The 26972-nt window shown below is 44.7% G+C and carries 30 protein-coding genes; all 30 read left to right on the top strand.

Annotation, left to right across the window (positions count from 1 at the left end; translation table 11 throughout):
• The first annotated feature begins 28 nt into the window (after positions 1 to 28).
• Positions 29 to 1600 carry a flagellar basal-body MS-ring/collar protein FliF gene (gene fliF, locus ACO9K6_RS01695; RefSeq protein WP_424765795.1) on the top strand — a complete coding sequence of 524 codons (1572 nt, stop codon included), beginning with the start codon at positions 29 to 31 and terminating at the stop codon, positions 1598 to 1600.
• Between the two features lie 23 nt (positions 1601 to 1623).
• Complete coding sequence (gene fliG / locus ACO9K6_RS01690) at positions 1624 to 2625, top strand: flagellar motor switch protein FliG (protein ID WP_424765947.1); 1002 nt, start codon at positions 1624 to 1626, stop codon at positions 2623 to 2625.
• Positions 2618 to 3460 (top strand): FliH/SctL family protein, encoded by an 843-nt coding sequence (locus ACO9K6_RS01685; RefSeq protein ID WP_424765794.1) that lies wholly within the window; start codon positions 2618 to 2620, stop codon positions 3458 to 3460. Before fliG ends, ACO9K6_RS01685 begins: the two co-directional genes overlap by 8 nt.
• Complete coding sequence (fliI, locus tag ACO9K6_RS01680; RefSeq protein WP_424765793.1) at positions 3447 to 4772, top strand: flagellar protein export ATPase FliI; 1326 nt, start codon at positions 3447 to 3449, stop codon at positions 4770 to 4772. The genes ACO9K6_RS01685 and fliI overlap by 14 nt, the downstream gene beginning before the upstream one ends.
• Positions 4773 to 4780: 8 nt before the next feature.
• Complete coding sequence (gene fliJ / locus ACO9K6_RS01675) at positions 4781 to 5227, top strand: flagellar export protein FliJ (RefSeq protein ID WP_424765792.1); 447 nt, start codon at positions 4781 to 4783, stop codon at positions 5225 to 5227.
• 52 nt (positions 5228 to 5279) lie between these two features.
• Positions 5280 to 6170 carry a MotE family protein gene (locus ACO9K6_RS01670; RefSeq protein WP_424765791.1) on the top strand — a complete coding sequence of 297 codons (891 nt, stop codon included), beginning with the start codon at positions 5280 to 5282 and terminating at the stop codon, positions 6168 to 6170.
• Positions 6171 to 6217: 47 nt separating this feature from the next.
• Positions 6218 to 7609, top strand: a complete 1392-nt coding sequence (locus ACO9K6_RS01665; protein WP_424765790.1) for a flagellar hook-length control protein FliK — start codon at positions 6218 to 6220, stop codon at positions 7607 to 7609.
• Positions 7610 to 7649: 40 nt separating this feature from the next.
• Complete coding sequence (locus ACO9K6_RS01660) at positions 7650 to 8186, top strand: flagellar hook capping FlgD N-terminal domain-containing protein (protein ID WP_424765789.1); 537 nt, start codon at positions 7650 to 7652, stop codon at positions 8184 to 8186.
• Entirely contained in the window at positions 8186 to 8560 is a 375-nt protein-coding gene (locus ACO9K6_RS01655) for a TIGR02530 family flagellar biosynthesis protein (protein WP_424765788.1), read from the top strand. Before ACO9K6_RS01660 ends, ACO9K6_RS01655 begins: the two co-directional genes overlap by 1 nt.
• 102 nt (positions 8561 to 8662) lie before the next feature.
• A complete protein-coding gene (gene flgG, locus ACO9K6_RS01650; RefSeq protein WP_424765787.1) occupies positions 8663 to 9481 on the top strand; it encodes a flagellar basal body rod protein FlgG in 819 nt (272 codons plus the stop codon).
• A 57-nt stretch (positions 9482 to 9538) separates the two neighbouring features.
• The gene (locus ACO9K6_RS01645; protein WP_424765786.1) at positions 9539 to 9760 is read left to right on the top strand and encodes a flagellar FlbD family protein; all 222 of its coding nucleotides are present in this window, start codon (positions 9539 to 9541) and stop codon (positions 9758 to 9760) included.
• A gap of 2 nt (positions 9761 to 9762) precedes the next feature.
• A complete protein-coding gene (locus tag ACO9K6_RS01640; RefSeq protein ID WP_424765785.1) occupies positions 9763 to 10227 on the top strand; it encodes a flagellar basal body-associated FliL family protein in 465 nt (154 codons plus the stop codon).
• A gap of 37 nt (positions 10228 to 10264) precedes the next feature.
• The gene (gene fliM / locus ACO9K6_RS01635) at positions 10265 to 11266 is read left to right on the top strand and encodes a flagellar motor switch protein FliM (RefSeq protein WP_424765784.1); all 1002 of its coding nucleotides are present in this window, start codon (positions 10265 to 10267) and stop codon (positions 11264 to 11266) included.
• Positions 11256 to 12503, top strand: a complete 1248-nt coding sequence (fliY, locus tag ACO9K6_RS01630) for a flagellar motor switch phosphatase FliY (protein WP_424765783.1) — start codon at positions 11256 to 11258, stop codon at positions 12501 to 12503. The genes fliM and fliY overlap by 11 nt, the downstream gene beginning before the upstream one ends.
• 24 nt (positions 12504 to 12527) lie before the next feature.
• Positions 12528 to 12890: a response regulator gene (locus tag ACO9K6_RS01625; RefSeq protein WP_028611027.1), complete on the top strand. Its 363-nt coding sequence runs from the start codon at positions 12528 to 12530 to the stop codon at positions 12888 to 12890.
• 56 nt (positions 12891 to 12946) lie between these two features.
• On the top strand, positions 12947 to 13546 hold the full coding sequence (locus ACO9K6_RS01620; protein ID WP_424765782.1) for a flagellar biosynthetic protein FliO: 600 nt from the start codon (positions 12947 to 12949) through the stop codon (positions 13544 to 13546).
• Positions 13536 to 14291, top strand: a complete 756-nt coding sequence (gene fliP / locus ACO9K6_RS01615; RefSeq protein ID WP_424765781.1) for a flagellar type III secretion system pore protein FliP — start codon at positions 13536 to 13538, stop codon at positions 14289 to 14291. Before ACO9K6_RS01620 ends, fliP begins: the two co-directional genes overlap by 11 nt.
• Positions 14292 to 14313: 22 nt before the next feature.
• Positions 14314 to 14583: a flagellar biosynthesis protein FliQ gene (gene fliQ, locus ACO9K6_RS01610; RefSeq protein ID WP_424765780.1), complete on the top strand. Its 270-nt coding sequence runs from the start codon at positions 14314 to 14316 to the stop codon at positions 14581 to 14583.
• 11 nt (positions 14584 to 14594) lie between these two features.
• A complete protein-coding gene (fliR, locus tag ACO9K6_RS01605) occupies positions 14595 to 15392 on the top strand; it encodes a flagellar biosynthetic protein FliR (protein WP_424765779.1) in 798 nt (265 codons plus the stop codon).
• Between the two features lie 12 nt (positions 15393 to 15404).
• Positions 15405 to 16502: a flagellar biosynthesis protein FlhB gene (gene flhB, locus ACO9K6_RS01600; RefSeq protein ID WP_424765778.1), complete on the top strand. Its 1098-nt coding sequence runs from the start codon at positions 15405 to 15407 to the stop codon at positions 16500 to 16502.
• 22 nt (positions 16503 to 16524) lie between these two features.
• Positions 16525 to 18555, top strand: coding sequence for a flagellar biosynthesis protein FlhA (gene flhA, locus ACO9K6_RS01595; RefSeq protein ID WP_424765777.1), 2031 nt, complete (start codon positions 16525 to 16527; stop codon positions 18553 to 18555).
• Positions 18552 to 19769, top strand: coding sequence for a flagellar biosynthesis protein FlhF (flhF, locus tag ACO9K6_RS01590; RefSeq protein ID WP_424765776.1), 1218 nt, complete (start codon positions 18552 to 18554; stop codon positions 19767 to 19769). Before flhA ends, flhF begins: the two co-directional genes overlap by 4 nt.
• Complete coding sequence (locus tag ACO9K6_RS01585; RefSeq protein WP_424765775.1) at positions 19766 to 20635, top strand: MinD/ParA family protein; 870 nt, start codon at positions 19766 to 19768, stop codon at positions 20633 to 20635. The genes flhF and ACO9K6_RS01585 overlap by 4 nt, the downstream gene beginning before the upstream one ends.
• Before the next feature lie 26 nt (positions 20636 to 20661).
• The gene (locus ACO9K6_RS01580) at positions 20662 to 22017 is read left to right on the top strand and encodes a protein-glutamate methylesterase/protein-glutamine glutaminase (RefSeq protein ID WP_424765774.1); all 1356 of its coding nucleotides are present in this window, start codon (positions 20662 to 20664) and stop codon (positions 22015 to 22017) included.
• A gap of 43 nt (positions 22018 to 22060) precedes the next feature.
• Positions 22061 to 24139 carry a chemotaxis protein CheW gene (locus ACO9K6_RS01575; RefSeq protein ID WP_424765773.1) on the top strand — a complete coding sequence of 693 codons (2079 nt, stop codon included), beginning with the start codon at positions 22061 to 22063 and terminating at the stop codon, positions 24137 to 24139.
• A 14-nt stretch (positions 24140 to 24153) separates the two neighbouring features.
• Positions 24154 to 24615 carry a chemotaxis protein CheW gene (locus ACO9K6_RS01570; RefSeq protein WP_424765772.1) on the top strand — a complete coding sequence of 154 codons (462 nt, stop codon included), beginning with the start codon at positions 24154 to 24156 and terminating at the stop codon, positions 24613 to 24615.
• A gap of 3 nt (positions 24616 to 24618) precedes the next feature.
• Positions 24619 to 25239 (top strand): chemotaxis protein CheC, encoded by a 621-nt coding sequence (locus ACO9K6_RS01565; protein WP_424765771.1) that lies wholly within the window; start codon positions 24619 to 24621, stop codon positions 25237 to 25239.
• The gene (locus ACO9K6_RS01560) at positions 25236 to 25730 is read left to right on the top strand and encodes a chemotaxis protein CheD (protein WP_424765770.1); all 495 of its coding nucleotides are present in this window, start codon (positions 25236 to 25238) and stop codon (positions 25728 to 25730) included. Before ACO9K6_RS01565 ends, ACO9K6_RS01560 begins: the two co-directional genes overlap by 4 nt.
• 1 nt (position 25731) lies before the next feature.
• Entirely contained in the window at positions 25732 to 26169 is a 438-nt protein-coding gene (locus ACO9K6_RS01555) for a hypothetical protein (protein WP_424765769.1), read from the top strand.
• Positions 26170 to 26173: 4 nt separating this feature from the next.
• The gene (locus tag ACO9K6_RS01550; RefSeq protein WP_424765768.1) at positions 26174 to 26959 is read left to right on the top strand and encodes a FliA/WhiG family RNA polymerase sigma factor; all 786 of its coding nucleotides are present in this window, start codon (positions 26174 to 26176) and stop codon (positions 26957 to 26959) included.
• Positions 26960 to 26972 lie beyond the last annotated feature (13 nt).

Raw genomic sequence — 26972 nt, 5'->3', positions numbered from 1 at the left:
TAGCAAAGCATTTGGGTGAGGTGACAATGTGAACGAGAGATTGGCCCAGTACCGCGGAAGGCTCTCGCAGTTTTGGGGTCAAATGGGCAGGAAACAAAAAATATGGCTGGGGGCATCCATTGGCGGGTTACTGTTAGCTATCATTTTACTAACCATCGTATTTACTAGAACGGAGTACGAAATAGCATTTCAGAACTTGGATACAACGGATGCTGCAGCTATTATGACTTATCTGGATGGAAGTGGAATACCCTATGAGCTTAGCAACAACGGCAAGAACATTTCCGTTCCAAGTACGGATGCATCACGAATTAAAGTGGATGTAGGTTCTCAAGGTCTAGTGCAAAATGGCTCGATTGGATTTGAGGCGTTCACCGCAAGCTCAAGCGCTTTCGGTACGACGGAAAATGAATTCAATGTTAAATATTTGAATGCGCTGAATGGCGAAATTCAACAGCTTCTTAATGCAATGCAAGGGGTAGAAACGTCAAAGGTTTTAGTGAATTTGCCTGAAGAAAGTGTTTTTTTAACACCTGAGGATGCAGGGAAGGCATCAGCTTCAATTATGTTGGAGTTCGTAGCCGGTTACCGTCCTAGTCAAAAAGAAATAGACGGTTATTATAATTTGGTGAAAACAGCGGTCCCGAAGCTTGCGGTACAGGATATTACAATTTCTAGTCCCCAAGGAGAATTAACTTATTCAGAAGTTAACGGCGTAACAGCGGGAAGCACGGATGCTGTTGAAACCCAATTCCAAATTCAACGCAAATATGAAACCGAATTGAAAAAGGATATTCAGCAATTTCTTGGAACGATCGTAGGGCCGGAAAACTTAGTCATTCAAGTTTCGAGCAGTATGAACTTCGATAAGATCCAAACCCAAGAATCATTAGTAAGGCCATTAGAAAATAATAATAACAACGGCATAATCATTAGCGAACAAATTAACAATAATACCTCAACGGGTAACGGTGGACAAGCAGGCGGCGATGCAGGAACTGGTGAGACTGATATTCCCACTTATGATGCTGTAGCCGCTGGTGAAAGCTCATCAGAATCCAACTCTCAAGTTAGAAACTATGAAGTGGATCGAATTAATAATAATATTGTATCTGCGCCATACGTACTTAAGGATCTAATGATTAGCGTAGGGATCGAGCAATCAGAATTGAATGATGATACGACGCTCGGAGCTATCAATACTTATTTGACAACACTCGTTCGTTCGCAGCTTGCAGATTCAGGTCAAGATGTAACCAATGCTGACCTCATGGGCCAGAAGGTAGCGATTATTGGAAGAACATTTACAGGCGGTGCATCAGATGTTCAAACCTCTACTCTTTCGATGCCATGGATCATTGGCATAGGTGTCGCAGCATTAGCCATTATTGGCGGATTAATATACATGCTTGCTCGCAGACGTAAAAAAGTCGTTGAAGAAGAAATCGAACTGCCAACACCGACGAAGGTTGAATATCCAACGCTTGATTTGGAAAGCGTCAGTAATGAGAGTCAAGCTCGCAAAAATCTCGAGACGCTCGCCAAGCGGAAGCCTGATGAGTTTGTTAATCTTTTGCGCACATGGCTTGTTGATGAATAGAGGTGGTATAAGTGTCAAAATCGATGCAAGGATTATCGGGACGTCAAAAGGCGGCGATATTACTCATTACGCTTGGACCAGAAGTGTCGGCTCAAATTTTCAAACATCTGCGAGATGAAGAAATTGAGCAATTGACATTAGAAATCGCCAATGTACGAAAGGTCGATAATTTAGATCGAGAAATGATATTAAGTGAATTTCATCAAATATGTATGGCACAGGAGTATATTACGCAAGGCGGTATCTCTTATGCGAAAGACATCCTTGAGAAAGCGCTTGGTGAACAAAAAGCATTGGAAGTCATTAATCGTCTTACGGCTACTTTGCAGGTTAGACCTTTTGATTTTGCTAGAAAAGCAGAGCCAACTCAAATTCTAAACTTTATTCAAAACGAGAATTCGCAAACGATCGCACTCGTGCTTTCATATTTGCAGTCAGAGCAATCTTCACATATCCTGTCTTCCCTTCCACAGGAGAAGCAAGCCGATGTCGCAAGAAGAATCGCTTTGATGGACAGCACTTCGCCAGAAGTTATATCTCAGGTTGAGCGCGTGCTAGAGCAAAAACTATCGGCCACAGTAACGCAGGATTATACGAATGCAGGCGGTATTGATTCGATCGTTCAAATTTTGAATGGTGTCGACCGCGGAACGGAACGTACAATTTTGGATGCTCTTGAAATCCAAGACCCGGAGCTTGCAGAGGAAATAAAGAAGCGAATGTTTGTATTCGAGGATATTGTCAATATCGACAATCGTTCCATCCAACGTATTATACGCGACATCGAGAGTGCCGATCTCCAGCTGGCGCTTAAGGTTGCAAGTGAAGAGGTTCGAGAAGCGATTTTTCGTAATATGTCGAAACGCATGTCAGAGACCTTCAAGGAAGAGATGGAATTTATGGGTCCAGTGAGACTCCGCGATGTGGAAGAAGCACAAACACGAATCGTAGCTACGATTCGCAGATTAGAAGAGTCTGGGGAAATCATCATCGCTCGCGGCGGAGGAGACGATATCATTGTCTAATCTGATCAAATCGTCAAGTGTCGTATCCGTTGATCAGCTTAAGAAGCTGCAATGGCTGCAGCAGCGCCATATCGAAATGGAAGAAGCTGCTGATGAATCAGCTGATGCAGAACAATCAGTTCCGGATGAAGAAACGATTTCTTTGCGGGATCAAATATTGAATGATGCCCAGCAATTTGCCGAAGAGCGTCTTCGCGAGGCTGCTGAGGCAAGTCAGAAGCTTCTCGCTGAAACTGAACAGCAAATGGATGTATGGTGGCTGCAGAAGCGCGAGGAAGATGAAGCAGCTTCTGAAGAATCTAGAAAGGCAGGTTATGAGCTCGGTTATGCCGAAGGAGCAGCGCAGTCAGAACACGAATTACGCGAGCTATGGGAGCAGAAGCTTACTGAGGCGTCTTCTGTACTGAAATCGGCTTATGAAATGCGCGAGCAGATTATACAAGAAGCAGAACCTTTCTTAGTCGAATTAAGTTGTGCGATTGCTGAAAAAATTATTGGCAAACAATTAACAATGGCGCCAGACATGGCCATTGAGCTCATACGCAAATCTTTGTCGCGAAGAAGAGAGCAGGGTGTAATAACGTTATGCGTCGCGCCTGCGCAACTCGCTTTCGTACAAGCCGCTCGAGAAGAGCTGCTTATGGCGATTGATTCACAGGCTGAGCTGCAAATATTACCTGATTCAACAGTTAAGGATAACGGCTGCGTCATACGTTCAGCGTTTGGCAGCATCGATGCTCGGATTGATACTCAGCTTACTGAGATTAAGCGTGAGCTTCTCCATCTCGCTCATCAGAGCGGTGAAGAACGAGGGCAAAATGATGAAATTGAATAATCTTGATGTTTTGAAATACATTGAGCATTTGCAGCCGCTAGATCCCGTTCGGGTTAATGGTAAGGTGACACAGGTTATCGGCCTTACAGTTGAATCCGAGGGCCCTGACGCAAGTATCGGCGACGTATGCTTGATTTATCCTTCAAAGGCTGTCAAACCCATTAAAGCAGAGGTTGTCGGTTTTCGAGATAATAAAGTTATATTGATGCCTCTAGGCGACCTGCATGCCATAAGCCCGGGCTGCGATGTCGTCGGGACGGGCAAACCCCTGTCGGTTCAGGTTGGCTCTGAATTGCTGGGTAAAGTGCTCGATGGTCTTGGCAATCCACTCGATGGCTCCTTTCTGCCAAGACGAATGCCGCATTACTCCACTCACAATGAGCCGAGCAATCCGCTGATGCGTCCGCGTGTTACTGAACCGCTAGGCATTGGTGTTCGCGCAATCGATGGACTGTTAACCGTCGGTCGAGGTCAGCGTGTTGGTATATTCGCCGGCTCTGGCGTAGGAAAGAGTACTTTGCTGGGCATGATTGCACGCAATACCTCTGCGGATGTGAATGTGATTGCCCTCATCGGCGAGCGCGGCAGAGAGGTTCTCGAGTTTATGGAAAAGGATCTTGGTCCTGAAGGGCTTGCGCGTTCAGTCGTTATTGTTGCTACATCGGATCAGCCCGCGTTGATTCGGATGAAGGGTGCGTTAATCGCTACTTCAATTGCAGAATATTTTCGTGATCGCGGTTTAAACGTCATGCTGATGATGGATTCGGTGACCAGGTATGCTATGGCACTGAGAGAGGTTGGGTTGGCCATAGGCGAACCTCCTGCAACCCGGGGCTATACTCCATCGGTATTTGCAGCTTTGCCAAAGCTGCTAGAAAGGGCCGGCACAGGTCCTGCAGGCTCAATCACTGCTTTTTACACCGTGCTTGTAGACGGCGATGATATGAACGAACCGATTGCCGATGCCGTTCGAGGCATACTGGATGGTCACATTGTCCTTAGTAGACATTTGGCTCACAAAGGCCATTTTCCAGCGATCGATGTGCTTGCATCCGTTAGTCGTGTCATGAAGGAAATCGTAACGGAACAGCAGCAGGACGCGGCGAATGAAATGAAAAAGCTTTTATCTGTATATAGAGATTCGGAAGACCTTATTAATATCGGGGCGTACCAACGAGGCTCAAATGCAGAAATTGATTTGGCGCTTGAATCTATTGACTCCATACATAGTTATACGAAGCAAAAGACGAACGAAAAGGTAGCTTTACAGGAAGCCCAGGAGCGTTTAATACAAGATTTCTATAGGAGTTGAGCCAATTAATGGCATCGTTTCGTTATTCATTTCAAAAGATAGTTGATTTGAAGTCCAGTGAGAAAACACAGGCGGAATGGATTCTCTCCTCGGCGATTGGTGTATTAAGCGCTGAGGAACTTTCTCTCGAGCAATTGCGTTCGCAGCAATCGGCATGGGAGTTGAGGCTGCTTGAAGCCTCTCAGTCCGCAGTGCCGTTAGCTGAGCTGCAGGCTATTCAACATTATCTAGACTATTTAGTAACCTGTATTACGAGCAAGTTGACTGATGTACTGCAAGCACAAAAAGTGGTTGAGCAAAACAGAATGAAGCTTTCTGACAAAATGAAGGACGAAAAGGTGTGGCTTAAAGCAAAGGATCATGCACGTAATCGGTTCCAATATGCCATGCAAATCAAAGAGCAAAACGAATTGGATGAGCTTGCAAGTGTCCGTTTCATGCTATCAACCCCATAAACTAATGTGTGAGACCGGCTAGAGGGAGTGAATGAAGTTGGCGGGACCGGAAGTGGAAAAGCAAGGTTACAGTGCAATAGAACGTCTGATGTTTTTGATGACACCGATTTTATTTGCAATCGTTCTGCTTGGCGTGCTGTATACCCTTGTCGACAATGATTTTCGTAATAAAATGCTCGAATTGGGCAATTCTGTTCCTGTTCTGAGAGACGTGCTGCCCGAACCAAATGCTGCAAATAATTCTCTTGATGATGAAGAGCTGAAGAATGCGAATATGTCGGGAAAGATTGCAGATTTGCAAGCGCAGCTTACGGCGGTTGAAGGTGAGCTTGCTGCAGCGAACCAGGCAAAAGCAGCGCTTGAGCAGGAGCTTAACAATTTGGAGACTGATAACTCGCAGCTTAAAGTAGCTAATGAAGAACAGCAGCTTGAGGATGTGGAGTATCAAGCAAAGATTCAAGAGCTTTCGAGCATGTTTGCAAAAATAACGCCTAGCAGAGCAGCGCCCATCCTACAAAGCATGACGCTTGAGGAAATGGTGCTTGTATTCGCAAATATGCGTCCAGATGATCGTGTTCGCATTATGGAGAAGATGAATCCACAGACCGCTGCTGATGCAGCTATGATGCTAAAAGATAATGTTACCGCTAAGGATATGCAAATTGCAGCTCTTCAAGCCAGGCTAAGCACACAGGAATCTGCTGATACGAAGGCGCCATCTTCGGTAATGGATCAAGAACAGCTAAGCGCAACCTTTACGGCAATGGCTGCGACAAGCGCTGCTGAGCTCTTGATCAAAATGGTGGATGTGAGCCCAAGTAAGGTGATTCGTATTCTGAATGCCGTTGATAATCAGACACGATCCGCAATTCTCGCAGAAATGTCCAAATTAAATGAGGCAATCACAGCTCAACTCGTTTCGCAAATGATGACAGGCAGCTAGTGCTCTAAAACGATATCTATACGCAATCATGGGAAGGAGGTGAAAAAATGGAGATGATGATTTCACAAGTTGCAGCAGTACACCCCCCATCGCAATCAGCCGGTAATGGTCAAACGGGTTCAGCAGGGAACGGTGTCGTGTTTCAAAAAACATTGGTTCAGCAAATTAATGGTGCGACAGCCGGGACGGAAGCAGCTGCAGGATCATCAACTGCGGTACCTCCAATACCTGTGATAACAGCTGTCATTCATTCAGATGCAACTGAAGCTGATGGAACTCAAGCCATGGTTTCTTTATCAGATTTGATGACAATAATTGACGGGTTATTGGTTCAGCTTGAGTCATCAAAATCAGAAGCTGTGGAAGACCCAACAGAAGCTGAAGAACAGATGGCGCAACTGGAGTCGGCGATTGAGCAAATGACAGCGCTGCTTACGATTCTTGGCATACCGGCGTCCGCAATTCAGACGAATAGTACTGCATCGTCTACTGAGCTTAATGGACAAACCGCTACTGAAGGGAATAGTCAGATAGCGATGCTGAAGAATAATTTACAGGATACGTTACTTCAACTGCAAGCCTTGCTTCAGCAAGGTAACGTGAAGCGCATTCAGCATATAGAGCCGGCTGTAATAGTTGGAAAACAGCTTGAAGCAATAGCAGCGATTTTGGAAGGCAAGTCGGTGGAAACTGATAAAACGCAAACGAAATCGACGGTATTCGCACAACAGCTGTTTCATGCTCAGAGCGCTCCGCCAGCTGAGGTCAGTGCTTTATTGCAGCGTTTATCCCAGCAAGCAATACATCCTTCTTATCTTTCTTCATCCGGACAAGCAAATGCGCTAACTGCTGACGCGGAATCCGCAGACAATTCAATGGAGCCGCAGCAGGTGTTACAGATGGGGATAAATAATCCCGAAATGGCGCGTGGAGCAGCGTTAGCTGCGACAAATGCTGCTGCTGTAACAACATCATTTGTTGTTGCTGATGATTTTGCTCAATCGATGACAGGGTTAGTCATCCAAAAATTCAATATTTCAACACTTAATGGCGTATCTGAAGCCAAACTGATGTTGTTCCCAGAGCATCTGGGTCAGGTCGACGTCCGTATTACGATGCAGAATGGTTTGTTAACTGCTGTTTTCCAGACAGATAACGTAATGGCGAAAGATATGCTCGATAATCAAATGGCACAGCTTAGAGCTGCACTTCAAGCACAAGGTCTTGTCGTCGATAAGCTGGAAGTATCACAGGGACAACCGGCTGCGCAGCTGTTCCAACAGCAGCATGGCCAAGGCGGCAATCAACAACGGGCACCCGGTCAACAAGCCTTCAAAGGTGATGAAGGAGCTGCCGAATCACAGTTTGAGGCCGATCTGATCGAACAGGCTGCTGTTCAGCATTTAGGATACGGCAGAGGGATTAACGTCAAAGCGTAACGAATGCATCACAGTGATGGAGGATTGGAGGTGATCGGTTATGACAGATAGTGTTTCTGCTCGTGTTGTATGGCCTAATTACAGTCAGTCCAATGTTCAAGCGGCTGCCGCCAAGAAAAATACGGATATGCTCGGCAAGGATCAATTTCTAAGTATTCTTGTTACGCAGCTTCGGAATCAAGATCCGATGCAGCCTTTGCAGGATAAAGAGTTTATTGCTCAAATGGCGCAATTCACTTCAGTAGAGCAGCTGATGAACATGGCGACGGAGCTTTCCTTAATGCGTCAGAACATAGGTTCAGCATCGAGTATTATCGGGAAAACGATTGAGTGGAACCAATATGATCAGGCAGGCGCTGTTATAACATCAAAGGGCACTGTGGATTCTATTATTTCTAAGAATGGAATTCTTTATGCGAAGGCCGGAGATTCGGAAGTAGCGCTAGATTATGTTACCTCCATCTCAGAAACAAATGCGGACAACCTTGCTGCAGATGAATCTAAGAGTGACGGAGGCGCTGCAGTTCTTGATCCAAATTCTTTTGCTTCAGCCACGATTAAGGGGGTTGAAAGCTAATGAATGAGAAAATGAAGATCGGTCATTTATTTCCGGTTAAATCAACGCCGCTTCAGCCAAAAAAAGCAGCAGGACGTACGACGCAAGCTTCGGGCTTTCAAGGCATGCTCGATGCTAAAGTGCTTAAATTTAGTCATCATGCAGAGGTTCGTATGCAGCAGCGCGGCATTAGCCTGCAACCAGAGTCGATCACGAAAATTATGAATGCTGTTGATGAAGCGGAATCTAAAGGTGCCAAGGACTCGTTAATTTTATTCAAAGATATTGCAATGATTGTGAACGTACCGAGCCGTACCGTTGTAACCGCCATGGATGGCGGTCAAATGAGAAATAGCGTATTTACTCAAATCGATAGCGCTATTGTTTTATCATAAGGCTGGACCTATCAGGAGGCCTTGAGCTGCGGACCGATCGAAGCAGCTGTTGATAGTGTGATATTTTTGAAATAATAACCATTATTAGGAGGAATAACGTAAATGCTAAGATCGATGTATTCGGGCGTTTCTGGTATGCGTGGCTTTCAAACAAAGCTTGACGTCATTGGAAACAATATTGCGAACGTTAATACGGTTGGTTTTAAAGCAGGTCGAGTTATGTTTAAGGATATTCTTAGCCAGACGGTTGCCGGCGTCACAGCTCCTGAGGACGGTGCGCGCGGCGGTGTCAATGCGAAGCAAATCGGTCTGGGCGTATCGATCAGCTCCATAGACACAGTACATACTGCTGGCAGCGCTATGACGACCAATCAACCAACAGATCTGCGTATTGACGGAGATGGATTCTTCGTAGTTAGAGCCAATGAGGATTCTGAGATGCTGCTTACCCGCGCAGGAAACTTTACGCTTGACGCGAACAGACAGCTTGTTACAAGCGATGGATACTTTGTGTTGAATGTCGATGGCGAGCCAATCGCGCTGGAAGATGGCGTTACCGCATTTTCGATTGGACAGGATGGCACGATTATGGGTGTGACTGCAGATGGTACCGAGCCTATTACTCAAATCGGCGTAGCAAGAGTTGTAAATCCTTCTGGTCTTGAGAAGCTTGGCGGGAACATGTACCGTGTAACGGCAAATGCGAATCCGGAAGCGAATGTTGAGGATTACTTGTCGTTCGCTGGTGACGCGGAACTAGGTACCGGATCCATTGTTGCCGGCCAGCTCGAAATGTCAAACGTTGACTTAACGGCTGAATTTACAGAAATGATTGTAGCACAACGCGGTTTCCAAGCGAACTCTCGTATTATTACAACATCTGATGAAATTTTGCAAGAAGTTGTTAACTTAAAACGATAGGTAAGTCATAACCAGTGGGAGGCTTAATAGCCTCCCCTAGGTGTGAGGGGGTAGCTAATGATTACCGTAACACGTTTGAATGGCTCGAAGGTTACAATTAATGCTCTTTTAATTGAAATAATTGAAGAATCTGCTGATACGGTTATTACGCTTACGACGGGTAAGAAGCTAGTAGTGAAGGAGAAGACAGCAGAGCTGTTGATGCTTAATCAGCAGTTTCTTCGTTCAATCGGCCTCATTGCAGGAGCCCAAAAGAGTGAGCAGACGGAGGGTCTCTGAGTATGAAGAAGATGATACCATGGTTAATTACAATTTTACTCGCGATTACGTTAATCGCAATCGTCTCTATTATTTTATTTAAATCGTTTTTTTCGGACCCGAAGGAGCAATCTAACGAGACAAAGACGATTGAGGTCAAGGTTTTGTCTGCTGATGAGCGTGTAGAGGTCACATCCGAATTAAAGGATTTTAGAAGAAATCTTAAAGATCCTGATTATGTTGTAATGCTCAACTTTGCCTTCCAGCTCGATAGTAAAAAAACAAAAGAATCCTTTGATAAGCTGCTTGAAATTGAAATAAGGCCGATTATTAACCGCACGGTGGCGGATATGACACCCGAGGAGCTGCAGGGCTCACAAGGCGAGGATGCTCTTGAATCTAAATTGTTAAATTTAATTAATCCGATCCTTCCCAAAGGGAAGCTGATCAAAGTAGAAATCACAAACTTTATTATTTCGCAAATATAGTTGATGATGCCGACATTCCTCGAAGGAGGTGAGATATTTGGTTGATGTTTTATCGCAAAATGAAATTGATGCGCTTCTTGCTGCATTGTCCTCCGGGGAAATGGATGCGGAGGATTTGAAAAAGGAAGAAACGACACGTAAAGTCAGTGTTTATGATTTTAAGCGCGCAGTTCGTTTCTCGAAGGATCATATCCGGAGCTTAACTCGTATTCACGAAAACTTCGCGCGATATTTGACAACCTATTTCTCAGCGCAACTTCGCACTTTCGTTCAAATCAATGTCGTGCAGGTCGAGCAATTGCCATATGACGAATTCATTCGTTCGATTCCAAAAATGACGATTTTGAACATATTTGAAGCGGAGCCGCTAGAAGGTCGTATGGTACTCGAGGTTCATCCTAACGTTGCATATGCGATGTTGGATAGAATGCTAGGCGGGCAAGGAACGGCTCCATCTAAAATCAATAATCTGACTGAGATCGAAACGATCGTTATGGAAAGGATATTTAGCCGTACCTTTGAGAGCCTGCAGGAGGCATGGAGAACGATTATTGATATATCGCCAAGGCTGGAAGCTTTGGAGACAAATCCGCAATTTATGCAGATTGTATCTCCGAATGAGACGATTGCGCTCATATCGTTCAGCACTAAAATTGGCGATACAACGGGCATGATCAACCTTTGTATTCCGCATGTCGTAATCGAGCCTATCATGTCAAGATTATCTGTTCACCATTGGTTTGTATCGCAGAAGAAAGCCCGTGCGCCTGAAGAGGTCGAGATATTAGAGCAAAGGGTAAGCAAAGCCAAACTTCCAATCGTAGCGGAGCTCGGAGAATCTTCCATTACGATCAAAGAATTTCTTGGTCTGAATATTGGGGATGTCATATCACTAAATAAATCGGTTGATGACGGCTTGAAAATTAAGGTTGGAGACAAGCTGAAATTCATAGGCAGTCCAGGCTCCGTGAAGGATCGGATGGCTGTGCAGGTCGACGAGGTAATCAGCGAAGGAGTTGAAGAAGACAATGATGAGTAAGGATTATTTATCACAAGAGGAAATTGATGCGCTGCTTCGACAATCCTCCAACGAACCAGAACCGACAGAAGCAACCCCAGGTGAAGATTTGCTAACAGACTATTTGTCGGCTTTAGAGCAGGATGCATTGGGTGAAATTGGGAATATCACGTTCGGCAGCGCGGCTACGGCTCTCTCAACATTGCTTGGAAAAAAAGTCGATATTACGACGCCTCAAGTAACGCTTGTCAGAAAGGACGAGCTTCCAGATATTTTTCCTAAACCGCATGTTGCTGTCAGCGTTCAGTATGTCGATGGCTTCCAAGGCATTAATTCATTAGTGATCAAAACCAAGGATGCGCAAATTATCGCAGACCTCATGCTGGGCGGCGAGGGTGATGTTACAATAGAAGAGCTAAATGAAATTCATATCAGCGCTGTTCAAGAAGCGATGAATCAAATGATGGGCTCTTCCGCAACATCGATGTCGACGATTTTTAATCGCTTTGTTAATATTTCACCACCCGGCATTGATATTTTAGATGTTAACAAGGGTGATGGTTTGGACCATTTGCCGCCTGTTGATCTGTTTATCAAAATCTCTTTCCGGTTATTGATTGGTGATCTCATTGATTCTACGATTATGCAGTTGCTTCCAGTCGCATTTGCGAAGCATATGGTTGATATATTGATGTCCGGTATGGACGAAACACCAGCACCGGCAGCGGTAACGCCTCCGCCAGCTGTTCAGCAAGCAGAAGCGATTCAGCAGACGGCTGCGGCTGCGCCTCCAATGCATACGATGCCTCCACAAATGCATGCAGCACCGCAAATGCCGCAGATACCGCAGATGCCATACCAGACACCTGCAGCAGGCTATGAATACCCGATGCAGCCGCCTGGACCGCATACATACGGCCAGACAGCTAATCGCAATGTTAATGTACAGCCTGTACAATTTGCTAATTTTGAAAACATGCCTTTTGCGCAAGCAGACGAGACAAACCTTAATTTATTACTCGACATACCGCTAAAGGTCACTGTAGAATTAGGAAGGACCCAGAAGCAAATAAAAGATATTTTAGAGCTGTCGCAAGGTTCAATCATCGAGCTGGACAAGCTGGCCGGCGAGCCTGTTGACATCTTGGTTAACAATAAGCTAATCGCTAAAGGCGAGGTTGTTGTCATTGATGAAAACTTTGGTGTTCGTGTAACAGATATCGTAAGCCAATGGGACCGCATTCAAAAATTACAATAACATCACATCCTAGGAGGATAAAAAATGGCAAACCGCATTCTAATCGTAGACGATGCAGCATTCATGCGCATGATGATCCGAGACATTTTATCAAAGAACGGCTACGAAGTCGTCGGTGAAGCACAAGACGGTGCTCAGGCGGTTGAGAAGTACAAGGAACTAAAACCGGATTTAACGACAATGGATATCACGATGCCTGAGATGGACGGAATTTCCGCGCTTAAGGAAATCAAAAAGCTGGATGGCAATGCAAAGGTTATTATGTGCTCAGCGATGGGTCAGCAAGCCATGGTTATTGACGCGATTCAAGCAGGCGCAAAGGATTTTATCGTGAAGCCATTCCAAGCCGATCGCGTTATCGAAGCGATCAAGAAAACGCTCGGATAACGGTAAGGGAAATGCTGAACATACATTCGTACATTTCAATGGTGTCTGCTCTTGGGATGACGATTTGGCCAGGTTTTGCGGCTGCTGCCGCAGCAGACGGCAGCACCGCAAACAATGATGAACAAATGGTTTTCTCCAATTCACAAAATTTAGCCGGCAGTATGATTTGGGTATTTATCTCTCTGGCTATCGTTATCGTCCTGATCATCTTGGTCATTAAATGGTTGTCCAAGCGCAACCAAGCATGGGGGGCGAATCGTTCGCTTCGTTCTCTCGGAGGTATCGCGCTAGGACAAAATAATTCGATTCAGGTTATTGAAATTGCAGGGCGGATTTACATCGTAGGAGTAGGCACTGAGATTACGCTGATTGATAAGCTGGATGATGCTGAACAAGTTCGCGAGGTTATCGCTGCGATAGAACGTCAATCCGATACAGGTTGGCCGCAAAATACTTTATCACTCCTATTAAGCAAGGTGAGGAATCGGAATGAGAAAGCTGGAGCCGAGCCAACAAACGATCAATGGAACCAGTCTTCTTCCTTTCAGAGTTTGCTTAATAACAAGCTTAGTCAGCAGGCCGATCGCAAGCAACAATTGGAATCGTTGCTGCATGACTCTAAAACAAACGAACGGTTGATGGATGATGAAAAATAAGTGGTGGATATCAATCGTTGCTGTACAACTGCTTGCATTATTATTACATAATCAAGCATTCGCGGAGCCGTTACCTGATGTATCTATTAATATAGGTAACGGGAATGGCGAAGCGCCTGGTACTAGTGCATTGTCCATACTTCTATTAATAACAGTTTTAAGTGTTGCACCAGCTATTCTTGTATTAATGACCAGCTTTACACGAATTATTATCGTACTCGGTTTTGTAAGAACTTCACTTGGCACGCAGCAGATGCCGCCCAATCAGGTGCTCATCGGACTTGCCATGTTTCTCACTTTTTTTATTATGGCGCCAACATTTTCTGAAGTAAACCAGGTTGCGCTACAGCCCTATCTGAATGGTCAAATTTCTCAAACGGAAGCTCTTGAGGAAGCGGCCGTTCCAATGAAAAAATTTATGTTTTCTCATACGAGAGAGAAGGACCTGCTTCTGTTCATGAACTATACACAAACGGAGAGACCGGCTTCGTTTGAAGATATACCGATCACGGTATTAATTCCGGCCTTTGCGATAAGCGAGCTCAAAACCGCATTTCAGATGGGGTTTATGATTTTTATACCTTTCCTGGTCATTGATATGATTGTTGCAAGTACTTTGATGGCTATGGGGATGATGATGCTTCCGCCGGTTATGATCTCATTGCCTTTCAAATTATTGCTGTTCGTATTAGTAGATGGCTGGTATTTGATCGTTAAATCTCTATTATTGAGCTTTAATACGTGAACACAGCAAGGAGATACGTTTAATGAGTACTGATTTCATAATCGGACTGGCTGGTGAGGCCGTCTTTGTGGTTTTGAAAGCCAGTGCGCCAATGCTCGTTCTTGCCCTGGTTGTTGGGTTAATCGTCAGTATTTTTCAAGCAACAACACAGATACAGGAGCAGACGCTTGCTTTCGTTCCCAAAATTGTAGCTGTCTTCGTGTCCATTATCGTTTTTGGTCCATGGATTCTAAATACGGTCATCGACTTCACTTACAATCTGCTGAATAATCTCCATAATTACATCGGTTAGGTTGTGAATGAATGAATGCGATCGTACAAGGTTTTCCTATTTTTTTGCTAATCTTTTGTCGAATAACTGCATTTTTCGTCGTAGCTCCTGTTTTCTCGTCTCGTGTAGTACCCAATACGTTTAAAATCGGACTTGGTTTTTTTATTTCTTTTATTGTTTTTCTAACGTATGGGATGGAGCAGACGATCGTTCCGGATGCGCAATACGTACTGGCAGTCCTTCGAGAAATTTTAGTCGGTGTGTTGATGGGTTACGTAGTCTATTTATTTTTTACAGTTGTTCAAACGGCTGGCGCCTTTATGGATTTGCAAGTGGGCTTTGCAATGGCTAATATTGTGGATCCGCATACAGGCGCATCTGCGCCAATGCTTGGTAACTTCAAGTATATGCTCATGATCGTCATCTTTCTGATGATGAATGGCCATCATTTTCTGTTAGCGGGCTTGATGGATAGCTATAAATGGATGCCTCTGTCAAATGAACTATTCAGCAGGCTGATGAGCGGCGGTGTTACTGATTTTTTAACCAGATTGGTCGGGAATGTATTTTTACTTGGTATTCAAGTTGCTGCCCCATTAGTTGTAGCCATGTTTTTGACAGATGTCGGGTTAGGCTTCTTAACAAAGTCAGCACCGCAATTCAACGTTTTTGTTATCGGTATACCATTGAAGCTCATAATAGGTCTAATCTTACTTATGCTGCTTATGCCAAGTCTGTCAGGCATCTTTGAAAGATTGTTTTCTATCATGTTCGAAGCGTTGGAGCAGCTATTCGGAATTGTGCAAGGACCGCCGCCAGCAGGGCAATAGGAGGATGGAATCGTGCGTAATTACCGCCTAGAGCTTGATCTTCAATTATTCAGTCAGGAGAAGACTGAACAGGCTACACCGAAGAAGAAAGACGACGCAAGAAAGAAGGGGCAGATTGCTAAATCTCCGGACTTGCCCGGTGCACTTATATTAACCTTTGTATTTATGAGCTTTATGATGTTAGGCAGCTTTTATAAAGAACGCATCATGATGATGTTCGATAATTTGTTTGAGAACTGGCTGCTCATGGATGTAACAACCGGCAATATGATAACGCTTTTTAATGACCTTACTGCACAGCTGCTTCTCATGCTTCTTCCCATATTTGCAATCGCGATCCTTGTCGGTGTTTTAGGAAACCTTATGCAGTTCGGTTTTCTACTGACAGGTGATCCGCTCAAAATGAAGCTGTCAAAGTTAAATCCGATCGAGGGCTTCAAGCGTATTTTCTCAGCGAGAACACTAGTTGAATTTTTGAAAAGCTTATTGAAGCTTTCTATTGTCAGCATTCTTGTTTATATGGCTATATTGAAAGAATGGGATCGTATCCTTTTGCTCGCTTCATTATCAATTCAACAAATATTCAGTTATACAGCGGGCATAACCATCAGGTTAGGCATCGAGATCGGTGCTGTATTGGCTGTATTGGCGTTTGCGGATTACTTATATCAGCGTTACGAGCATAGCAAGAGCTTAAGAATGTCGAAGCAGGATATTAAGGATGAGCATAAGAAATCAGAGGGTGACCCTATAATCAAAGGACGAATCCGCGAACGCCAGCGCAGAATGGCGCTTCAGCGAATGATGCAGGAGGTACCCAAAGCAGATGTAATCATTACAAACCCAACGCATTTTGCCATTGCATTAAAATATGATGCTTCTCTGATGGAAGCGCCGAAGATCGTTGCAAAAGGCATGGATCATGTTGCTCTGCGAATTAAAGAGATAGCAAAGGAAAATGGCGTTGTTACGATGGAAAATAAGCCATTAGCCAGAGCACTTTACGAACGGGCCGAAATTGGGGATGTCATTCCTCCAGATCTGTTCCAGGCTGTGGCGGAAGTTTTGGCGTATGTATATAAGATGAAGGGCCGTGCGAAATCATCATAATTTACTGGGAGGAGGCGGCGTCATGAAAGTAAAAGATTTCGTCATTCTATTCGGAGTAATCGGCATAGTTCTCATGATGATAATCCCGATCCCGGTTCTATTGCTGGACATACTCATAATACTAAACATTTCTATGGCGCTGATGATATTACTTATCGCAATGAATACGAGGGAAGCGCTAGACTTTTCTATATTCCCAGCGATTCTATTAATCACTACTCTTTTTCGTCTTGCGCTAAACGTATCGACAACAAGAAACATTTTGTCGCATGCTGAAGCCGGAGAGGTTGTTGCCGCATTCGGCAGCTGGGTGGGCGGAGGACAAATAGCCATTGGCTTTATCGTTTTCCTCATTCTAGTCGTCGTTCAATTTATCGTCATTACGAAAGGTTCCGAGCGGGTAGCAGAGGTTGCCGCAAGGTTCACACTCGATGCAATGCCGGGTAAACAGATGAGTATCGATGCTGATTTGAATGCAGGTCTCATTAATGAACAGCAAGCGAAGGAACGTCGCTCGAAAATTGAACGTGAAGCCGACTTTTATGGAGCGATGGATGGTGCGAGTAAGTTCGTAAAGGGCGATGCGATCGCTTCGATTATTATTCTCGTCATCAATTTAGTAGGCGGCTTTATTATTGGTATGACCATTCACAGTTTAAGCTTTGGAGAGTCGCTTTCTACCTTCTCGATTCTGACCATCGGGGACGGATTGGTCAGCCAAATACCTGCTTTGCTTATTTCAACTGCAGCAGGACTTATTGTGACGAGAGCCGCGTCTGACGGCAATCTGGCTGAGGACGTGACTGCTCAGCTATTCAAATATCCGAAGCTCTTATACATAGCTTCCGGTACAATTGGATTACTCGGACTTACGCCGATCGGCATCATGAGAACTTGGCCATTTGCCATTCTGCTTGCTGTCGGCGCCTGGTACATGCAGAAACAGATCAGCAAACAGCAGGAGCAAGAGGATATGCTTGTCGAGGAACAGCAGATTGAAGAAGTGCGAAGTCCTGAAAGTGTAATTAGCTTGCTGCAAGTTGATCCGATTGAATTTGAGTTCGGATACGGCTTGATTCCGTTGGCGGATACGCAGCAAGGAGGAGATCTGCTTGACAGGATCATTATGATCCGCAGACAATGCGCGCTTGAGCTTGGATTAGTTGTACCGGTTATTCGAATCCGAGACAATATTCAATTAAAGCCAAATGAATATGTCATCAAAATAAAAGGAAATATGGTAGCGCGGGGCGATTTGCTGCTCAATCATTACCTGGCGATGAGCCCCGGCTTTGAGGATGATTCGGTGGTCGGGATTGAAACGACGGAGCCAGCTTTCGGCTTGCCGGCCATTTGGATTGATGAGCCGATGAAAGAACGAGCAGAGTTGTCTGGCTATACCGTTGTCGACCCGCCATCGGTTGTCGCTACTCACTTAACTGAGACTATTAAGCGTCATGCTCACGAGTTGATAGGACGTCAAGAAGCAAAGCTCCTGGTAGAAAATGTGAAGGAAACCTATCCTGCTCTAATTGATGAGCTTATCCCATCCATATTGACGATTGGTGATGTGCAGAAGGTGCTTTCCAAGCTGCTGCGCGAGAAAATTTCGATCCGTGATCTTGTAACCATTTTTGAATCTCTGGCTGACCATGGAAACTATACGAAAGACCCGGATATTTTGACGGAATATGTTCGCCAGGCGTTATCCAGGCAAATTACGCAGCAATTTTCGGCAGGCGGGGATACACTTAAAGTCATTACCGTCGGGCCTCAATTGGAGAAGAAGATTGCTGAGTCTGTGCAGCAAACAGATCAAGGCAGTTACATAGCGCTCGATCCGATCTCTACGCAGCAAATCTATCAAAAGCTTAATGAGCATGTCAATCGCCAAATTCAAGCTGGTCAGCAGCCGGTTGTTCTGGCTTCACCGACGATTAGAATGTACTTAAGACAAATCGTGGAAAGAACGATGCAGGACCTTCCAGTCCTTTCCTATAGCGAGCTGGAGCCTAACATTGAAGTTCAAAGCGTTGGGGTGGTGAATCTATGAGAGTAAAGCGATACGTTGTTAATGCACTGCCAGAAGCTGTGACCATGATCAGGAGCGAGTTGGGAAAAGACGCTATCATACTGAATACAAAGGAAATTAAGGTTGGCGGCTTCATGGGCATGTTTCGAAAGAAGAAGATGGAAGTGATTGCAGCTATTGAAACGAATCATGCGAATCAAGTAAATCAAGTAAATCAGAATATTCAACAGCCCAAACCTGCTCCCCAAGCTGAGGCTATGCTGGAGCAAATTTTAAGGGCCGCTGAACGTCCGACGAACGTTATGCTCGAAACGTCTGCTGCTCAAACCTCTGAGAAGCAAAAGGAACGAGAAGAGCGTGAGCAATTTATTATTGATGAGATTCGCGACTTACGACAGTATGTGGTTAAGCTATCAAAACAACAGAGTGATCATACCTTTCTGTCAGATCAATTGCTGGAGCTTAAAGAACATCTAGTCGATCAGGAAATGGATATGCAATGGATCGAACAGCTGATTCAAATTATTCTGGCTAAACAAGACGAAGAGCATACGGAATTTACAAAGGAGCAGGTATGGGAGCTTGCAGCGGAGCAGCTTAAGGCATGGCTTCAGCCTTATGGAGGGAGCGGTATTCATCCAGAAGCAAGAGTTGTACATTTTGTCGGCCCTACAGGAGTTGGCAAGACAACAACAATCGCGAAGCTTGCAGCGGAGCATACTATTAAGCAGGGACGTAAAGTAGGCTTTATTACTTCTGATACTTACCGAATTGCAGCTGTTGATCAGCTAAGAACCTATGCGAATATATTGAATGTTCCTTTGGAAGTCGTGTTTTCTACGATGGACCTGCCCAAAGCCTTAAAGCAGCTTGAAGATCGCGAATTCATCTATATGGATACGGCTGGGCGGAATTTTCGGAGTGAGCTTCATGTTTCGGAGGTTAATAGCCTTCTGCAATCAACTGAGCCCAGCGAGACCATTCTCGTATTGAGCATGACTGGGAAATCAAAGGATATGGCAGCGGTTGCCGATCGTTTTGTCAAATATGGTATTAAGAAGGTGCTATTTACAAAGCTTGATGAGACTGCCGTCTACGGTGCAATCTTTAACTTAATTGTAAATTACGAATTATTTCCAACCTATATGGCAAGCGGTCAGACCGTACCAGACGATATTGAGAAATTCCAAGTCGAGTCCTATATTCAACAGTTATTAGGGAGCGCTAGCCGATGAACGACCAAGCAGAAGCATTACGTAATTTAGTCAAGCAACAGGAGCTTCGAGAAGAGGGACGCACGACTCGTATTGTGACGGTGACAAGCGGAAAAGGCGGAGTGGGGAAATCGAATTTCAGTCTTAACTTTGCATTAACTCTACAGCGGTTAGGAAAAAAAGTGCTTGTGTTTGATGCAGATATCGGTATGGCCAATATTGATGTGCTGATGGGCATATCGTCTTCCTATAATCTTTACCATTTGCTGAAGACGGAAAAAACGATTTGGGACATTGTGCAGGAAGGTCCTGAAGGTCTTAATTTTATAGCAGGCGGATCAGGCTTTAAAGATTTGCTTGACTTGTCAACGGAGCAGTTGGATTTTTTTGCGGAGGAAATAAGCAAGCTTCACGGAAAATATGACGTTATTTTGTTTGATACCGGGGCAGGTTTGTCGAAAGAAACTGTAAAATTCATTACAGCGGCTCAAGAGACAATTGTGGTTACAACTCCAGAGCCTACTTCCATTACCGATGCCTATGCCCTTATTAAAATGGTGAAGGCTATGGATGTGGATGTCAATTTCAAGCTTATCGTCAATCGGGCAGTTGATTATCGTGAAGGAAAGCAGACTGCCGATAAAATCAGTTTAGTGGCAGAGCGATTTCTGCATTCAACATTACCATCGTTGGGAATTGTTCCGGATGATCCTAATGTAACAAAGGCTGTGAAGCGTCAGGTGCCCTTTACAGTTGCCTTTCCCGGAAGCGAAGCATCCGTTGCGATCGAGAGAATCGCAAAGAAATTTCTCGAAATCCCGCAGAGTAACCCTGTTAGCGGCGGAGTCAAAGGGTTTTTGCATAAAATGTTCAGACTTTCAAGATAATCCTTTGGAAATGAGGAGGGAATAAAATGGCTCCTTATCGTATCCTTGTTGTTGATGATTCCGCCTTCATGCGAAAAATCATAAGCGATCTAATTATTCAGGATCCACAATTTACGATTGTAGCTACGGCCGTAAACGGACAGGAGGCTGTTGAAGCAGTCCGTGTATGGAAGCCGGATGCGATTACGCTGGATTTAGAAATGCCAATAATGAATGGAATAGAAGCGTTACAACTCATTATGAGTAACCGTCCAACGCCAGTCATTATGCTGTCGGGTATAAGCGAGGATAATACGAGAGAGACGATTAAAGCTCTGCATTTTGGGGCATTCGACTTTATTAGGAAACCATCTAGCGCCATCTCGAATGATATTCATCAGGTTGGAGAGGTATTGCTGGAGAAGCTTCGATTTGCGGTACAAACCAAGCAGCATCAGCCAATTATTAAGATGGAGGCAGAAAGTACAACTGCTACGGATACAGTAGAGACGAAGCCTGCAATTGTCGAACATAAGATCAAGCAAACGTTAAAACCAGAGGAGCCGCCGCAAGCAAAGGTCTCAAGTCCGGTTGAGGATCAGAAACAGCTGAAACCATCTGCTCAGAGCAAAAAGCCTGAGCCGCGTGCGGCATCCTCTTTACATAAGAATCAAAAAGAAATTAAGGCGGAGCAAGCAGCACCAAGCAAACCAAAAGCTGTTATTACACCACGAAGACCAGCCGTTCGGGATTCACATAGTGAACCTGCAGGAATGAAAAACTCTGCTTCTTCAAGAAAGCACATCGTTTCCGGTGCGAGCACCACGTTCCGCCATATCATTGCGCTAGGGACCTCTACCGGGGGACCAAGGGCATTGCATGAGGTCATCACCACACTGCCAGGCGATCTTCCAGCGCCGGTGCTTGTCGTTCAGCATATGCCGCCTAAATTCACGAAATCCCTTGCGCAGCGTCTAGACAGCTTTAGTGCGCTCCATGTTGTTGAAGCCGAGCAGGGACAAAGGGTGTCTGCTGGCGTTGTGTATATTGCGCCCGGCGGTTATCATATGGAGCTTGCAAAAGATGCTTCAGGCTACGCCATATTACTAACGGAGCAGCCTCAGCGAAATGGTCATCGTCCTTCCGTGGATGTACTATTTGAATCATTGCTAGCTTATAGAGATCTGAGGCGGCATGTTGTCATTATGACGGGTATGGGCAGTGATGGAACAAAAGGGATGAAGCAGTTGGCGGATGACGGAATAGAATCTGCGATTGCTGAAGCAGAGGAAACCTGTGTCGTTTACGGAATGCCGCGTGCAGCGATCGAAGCGGGCTGTGTGAATAAAATATTACCGTTGCAACACATTGCTTCACAATTAGTGCAGGCAGTGTTGAAATAAATAGGCTAGAATCACTAAACTACACTACAGGAGGTGCTAGAAAATGGATATGAATGCCTACCTTTCGATGTTTATCGATGAATCAAATGATCATTTGCAGTCTTTGAATGAAAATCTACTGCGGCTTGAAGGCGAGCCGGAGGAGCTAAGTATTGTTCAATCCATATTTCGTTCAGCGCATACGCTGAAAGGAATGTCTGCGACTATGGGCTTCGAAGATTTGGCGGCCTTAACACACGAGATGGAAAATGTACTTGATCTCGTTCGGAACAATAAGCTCAAAATGGACAGCTTTATATTTGATACCTTGTTTAAAGGGCTGGATGCCCTTGAAGCAATGGTTCAAGATATTGTGGGCGGTGGTACAGGAAAGGCTGACGTAACGACGATTGTGGCGTCACTTCAAGTTATACTGAAGAGTGATTACAATCCGGGGAATGTGACTTTAGCTGTGGCTGAAGCACCCACAGTGGCCACACCATCAAGCGCATCAGGGGCGATGCTGCTGGATGAATATCAAGCTTCAATTTTACAGCAATCCATCGAAAGCGGCCATAAGGTGCATCATGTTCAGGTTACCATTCGCGATAATTGCTTGCTAAAAGCGGTTCGTGCATACATGGTATTTGAAGTGTTGGAGCGTAATGGCGAGGTTATCAAGTCCAATCCATCCGTTCAAGATATTGAACAAGAAAAATTTGATTTCTCATTTTCTGTATTTACGATTTCCAGCTTGAGCCAAGATGAATTGCAGGCGCAAATTTCTAATATTTCAGAAATTGAGACCGTCAACGTAACGCAGCTGGACAGCGAGTCATTAGCAATGCTGAATCAAGCGCCAGCAGCGGCTGCAGCAGAAGCGGTATCTGCATCAAATGAAGCTGTAGCTGCGGAGGCTAAGGCAGAGACTGCGCGCGAAGCCGCTCCAAGCAAAGCGCAAGCCGGAACGGCGCCTGCAGCAGCCGGCGGCGTATCGCGAACCATCCGCGTTGATATCGAAAGATTGGACATGCTTATGAATTTATTTAGTGAGCTGCTTATTGACCGTGTAAGATTAGAGCAGCTTTCCAGCGAGATCAAACGCAATGATTTAACGGAGACGGTTGAGCATATGACTCGAGTCAGCTCGGATCTTCAAAGCATTGTTTTGAAGCTTCGAATGGTTCCGGTTGACTCTGTATTCAATCGTTTTCCACGAATGATCAGAGATTTGGCTAAGTCATTAGATAAGAAAATTGAGCTCGTTGTTACTGGTGCTGACACTGAGCTGGATCGAACGGTCATTGACGAGATAGGCGATCCGCTTGTTCATTTGTTGCGTAACTCTGTTGATCACGGTATCGAAACGATTGATGAGCGAATTGCTGCCGGTAAGCCGGAGACAGGTACGATTCATTTAAGAGCCTACCACAGCGGAAATCACGTGTTTATTGAAGTCGAAGAGGATGGCCGAGGCATTCATCATGAGCGTGTATTGAAAACAGCCATCAAAAATGGTGTTATAACAGAAGAGCAAGCAAAGCAGCTGTCACCAGATGAAATTAATATGCTGATCTTTGCAGCAGGATTTAGTACCGCCGATAAGATATCTGATATTTCCGGTCGCGGCGTTGGTCTTGATGTCGTGAAATCCAAAATAACTGCACTGGGCGGTAATGTAACCATAGATTCTACGTTTGGAAAAGGAACGAAATTTTCTGTCCAACTCCCGTTAACCTTATCTATCATCGCAGCAATGCTGATTAAGCTTGGATCAGAGAAATATGCCATACCATTATCATCGATTGTCGAAACCGGTATTATTCGTAGAGAGCAAGTGCTAGTGGTCCACGGTAATAAAATGATAGAATTCCGGAATCAAATTATTCCTCTTATTTCCTTAAGCAAGGTATTGGAATCGCCGGATTTCAACGAAAATGACGAGCAAGAGACTGAAATCGTTGTGGTTCGCAAAGGCGAGAAGTGGGCAGCTGTTACAGTTGATGAGTTTATCGGACAAAGTGAAATTGTCTTGAAGTCACTAGGCAAATATTTAACAAATATTCCTACTGTATCAGGCGCAACTATTCTTGGCGATGGACATGTCGCACTAATCATTGATCCGAATGCATTAATCAAATAGGGAGGTTTTTAACGATGGGAGAAGAATTAAAGGTTATCGTGTTCGCACTAGGCAACGAGGAATATGGTATCGAAGTAGATAAGGTTCGCACGATTGAAAGATTATCTCCAATTACACGAGTTCCCAAAACACCAGCTTTCATTAAAGGTGTAATTAATCTGCGGGGAGTAGTCGTTCCAGTCATTGACCTTCGCGGCCGCTTCAATCTATCGGAAACGGTTGCTACTGACAATTCGAGAATTATCGTAGTTGCTGTAGCTGATATGGAGGTTGGCTTCATCGTAGATTCCGCGAACGATGTTATTGATATCGATACCGACACGATTGATCTGCCGCCAGAAATTGTCGGTGGAATCAAAGCCAAATACTTAAGAGGCATAGCCAAGCTTGGTGAAGGTCGACTTCTCATCATGCTTAATCTTACTGAAGTTTTGAACAAAAACGAAATCATTCAGCTTGAACAGCTTGAGGTATAGAAAGTGAACCTATACAGCCGCTTTGAAGCATTTGAATTAGATGTTTTGAAAGAAGTCGGCAACATCGGAGCAGGTAATGCGGCAACGGCATTATCTCGCTTGTTAAACAAACCTGTTGATATGGCTGTTCCCAGAGTGAGCCTGCTGCCTTTCGAAGAGGTAGCAGAGCGAGTGGGCGGATCTGAGCAAATTGTAATCGCGGTTTTCCTTCGTGTAGAGGGTGAAGCCCCGGGTAATATGTTTTTTATAATAGAAGAAGAGCCAGCAAAAAGAATTTTACATCAATTGCTTGCCATAAATGTCGAGGAGCAAAATGGATATTCCGAAATGGAGCTATCGGCATTATGCGAGATCGGTAATATTTTGGCAGGCTCCTATTTATCATCATTAGCGGACTTTACTAATCTTACGATGGCACCATCTGTACCTGCTATTGCGGTCGATATGGCAGGCCCGATTTTGAGCTATGGCTTAATGCAGTACGGTGAAATGGGTGACTCGGCTTTATTAATTGAAACCAAATTTTTGGAGGACCATCAATCGCTGGAAGGACATTTCTTCCTTATACCTGATCCGGATTCGTTCGGTAAAATTTTCAGGGCATTGGGAGTCGTTGGCGAATGATACAACAAAATTTGGTTAAGGTTGGAATGGCAGATTTAAATATTGCAACTGATGGAGAAATTCTGAAAACGACCGGCTTAGGATCATGTGTTGGACTAGCCTTATTTGATCCGATACGAAAGGTTGCAGGTATGGCGCATGTGATGCTACCATCCTCGGATATTGCCCGCGAGACCAATATTAATTTTGCGAAATATGCAGATACGGCCATTCCTGAGCTTCTTGAACGAATGATTGCGGCGGGCGCTGTTGTGGAGAGAATGAGAGCAAAAATGGCAGGCGGCGCCCAAATGTTCGCGATGTCTGGTCATTCGGATTCGCTGCGAATCGGTCCTCGCAATGTAGAATCATGCATACTCATGCTGGATCGTTTCAAGATACCTATTCTTGGCCAAGATACAGGCGGGAGCTTTGGTCGAACGATAGAATTTGACAGCGTTAGCGGAATGTTATCTATAAGAAGTGTGCAGTTTGGTACAAAGGAGATTTAATATGCTGGGAACATGGCGATGGAATGTCGTATTTGGAATCATTGGCACCGTACTTACAGTAGCTTTCTCAATCGGTAACAATCCAGTTACGGTTATGCTGCTAAGAGGTATGTATGCTTTCATCGCTTTTTTTGTTCTTGCTTATGCAGCTCGCGCAGTTTTGACTTACATTCTTCAACCGCCCTCTCTTGCAGAAGAAGCAACCGAGCAGGATGAAGGAAAAGGAACACAGCTTGACATGCAAACGCCTGATGAATCAGATGATTTAAACCAATTGTTGAAATCTCAGCTGCAGGATGGATCTTTGGCACAACCCGTTCATAACGAATCAAAGGAACCGGGTGATTTTCGTCCGTTAGATCCTCCTCAATTGTTATCTACAAAAAATAAACAACCTGAGGAATTGGTTAAAGCCATTCGTCACCTGACAGGAGAGTGAGTCGATGATTGAGCAGAAAACGCCTCATTTGACAAACTTCCAGATGTGGCAAGCCTGGAGAGAACAAGGCGATTTGGAAGCAAAGAAAAAGCTGATTGAACAGTATCTGCCGCTTGTTGAATATGTAACGAACCGGATGGCGATTGGACTTCCGAAAAATGTCATTAAGGATGATCTTGCGAGCAACGGCGTAATGGGGCTCATTGATGCGATTGAAAAGTTTGATTATTGTAGAGGATTGCAATTTGAAACCTATGCATCCTGGCGAATTCGCGGTGCGATTATCGATGGCTTGAGGCAAGGGGATTGGGTACCGCGCTCCGTTCGCGAGAAAGCGAAGAAGGTTGAAGAAGCCTATCAGCATTTGGAGCAGCAGTATTTACGTTCCGTTACAGACGCAGAAATTAGCGAGTATTTGCAGGTATCTGAGAAAGAGTTTTTAAGTATGCTTCAGGATATTGCAGTTACAACCGTATGCTCCTTAGAGGATCCGATCCGCGAAGAGGAATCGGAAACACGGATGTCTTTGCTGGTTGATGAAAAAGCAAAAAATCCAGACCATAAGGTGCACGAGTTTTATTTAAAGGAATCGCTTGTTAAAGGGATCGAAAAGCTCACTGAGAAGGAACGTACAGTTGTTTCGTTATTTTATTACGAGGAATTGTCCTTAAGCGAGATCGCAGAAGTTATGTCTCTTTCACCTTCGAGAATTTCCCAGCTCCACTCTAAAGCTATTTTACGGCTTCGTGGTGCTTTGGCTAAGCATAAAGATCAACTCATGCAGCATTAAAAGGGGGGGAGCT

This window comes from Paenibacillus praedii (assembly GCF_049725345.1).
In the GTDB taxonomy this organism is placed as follows: domain Bacteria; phylum Bacillota; class Bacilli; order Paenibacillales; family Paenibacillaceae; genus Pristimantibacillus.
This window is presented reverse-complemented; position numbering and strand designations above follow the sequence as displayed.

Excerpts from the sequence above, each read along its gene's own strand:
- flhF (WP_424765776.1), top strand. The coding sequence starts at position 18,552 with ATGAGAGTAAAGCGATACGTTGTTAATGCACTGCCAGAAGCTGTGACC.
- fliJ (WP_424765792.1), top strand. The coding sequence starts at position 4,781 with ATGGCATCGTTTCGTTATTCATTTCAAAAGATAGTTGATTTGAAGTCC.
- ACO9K6_RS01550 (WP_424765768.1), top strand. The coding sequence starts at position 26,174 with ATGATTGAGCAGAAAACGCCTCATTTGACAAACTTCCAGATGTGGCAA.
- flgG (WP_424765787.1), top strand. The coding sequence starts at position 8,663 with ATGCTAAGATCGATGTATTCGGGCGTTTCTGGTATGCGTGGCTTTCAA.
- fliP (WP_424765781.1), top strand. The coding sequence starts at position 13,536 with ATGAAAAATAAGTGGTGGATATCAATCGTTGCTGTACAACTGCTTGCA.
- ACO9K6_RS01575 (WP_424765773.1), top strand. The coding sequence starts at position 22,061 with ATGGATATGAATGCCTACCTTTCGATGTTTATCGATGAATCAAATGAT.
- fliY (WP_424765783.1), top strand. The coding sequence starts at position 11,256 with ATGATGAGTAAGGATTATTTATCACAAGAGGAAATTGATGCGCTGCTT.
- ACO9K6_RS01585 (WP_424765775.1), top strand. The coding sequence starts at position 19,766 with ATGAACGACCAAGCAGAAGCATTACGTAATTTAGTCAAGCAACAGGAG.
- ACO9K6_RS01620 (WP_424765782.1), top strand. The coding sequence starts at position 12,947 with ATGACGATTTGGCCAGGTTTTGCGGCTGCTGCCGCAGCAGACGGCAGC.
- fliQ (WP_424765780.1), top strand. The coding sequence starts at position 14,314 with ATGAGTACTGATTTCATAATCGGACTGGCTGGTGAGGCCGTCTTTGTG.
- ACO9K6_RS01625 (WP_028611027.1), top strand. The coding sequence starts at position 12,528 with ATGGCAAACCGCATTCTAATCGTAGACGATGCAGCATTCATGCGCATG.
- ACO9K6_RS01645 (WP_424765786.1), top strand. The coding sequence starts at position 9,539 with ATGATTACCGTAACACGTTTGAATGGCTCGAAGGTTACAATTAATGCT.
- fliR (WP_424765779.1), top strand. The coding sequence starts at position 14,595 with ATGAATGCGATCGTACAAGGTTTTCCTATTTTTTTGCTAATCTTTTGT.
- ACO9K6_RS01640 (WP_424765785.1), top strand. The coding sequence starts at position 9,763 with ATGAAGAAGATGATACCATGGTTAATTACAATTTTACTCGCGATTACG.
- ACO9K6_RS01580 (WP_424765774.1), top strand. The coding sequence starts at position 20,662 with ATGGCTCCTTATCGTATCCTTGTTGTTGATGATTCCGCCTTCATGCGA.
- ACO9K6_RS01665 (WP_424765790.1), top strand. The coding sequence starts at position 6,218 with ATGGAGATGATGATTTCACAAGTTGCAGCAGTACACCCCCCATCGCAA.
- fliG (WP_424765947.1), top strand. The coding sequence starts at position 1,624 with ATGCAAGGATTATCGGGACGTCAAAAGGCGGCGATATTACTCATTACG.
- flhA (WP_424765777.1), top strand. The coding sequence starts at position 16,525 with ATGAAAGTAAAAGATTTCGTCATTCTATTCGGAGTAATCGGCATAGTT.
- ACO9K6_RS01655 (WP_424765788.1), top strand. The coding sequence starts at position 8,186 with ATGAATGAGAAAATGAAGATCGGTCATTTATTTCCGGTTAAATCAACG.
- ACO9K6_RS01660 (WP_424765789.1), top strand. The coding sequence starts at position 7,650 with ATGACAGATAGTGTTTCTGCTCGTGTTGTATGGCCTAATTACAGTCAG.
- ACO9K6_RS01570 (WP_424765772.1), top strand. The coding sequence starts at position 24,154 with ATGGGAGAAGAATTAAAGGTTATCGTGTTCGCACTAGGCAACGAGGAA.
- fliI (WP_424765793.1), top strand. The coding sequence starts at position 3,447 with ATGAAATTGAATAATCTTGATGTTTTGAAATACATTGAGCATTTGCAG.
- ACO9K6_RS01555 (WP_424765769.1), top strand. The coding sequence starts at position 25,732 with ATGCTGGGAACATGGCGATGGAATGTCGTATTTGGAATCATTGGCACC.
- ACO9K6_RS01560 (WP_424765770.1), top strand. The coding sequence starts at position 25,236 with ATGATACAACAAAATTTGGTTAAGGTTGGAATGGCAGATTTAAATATT.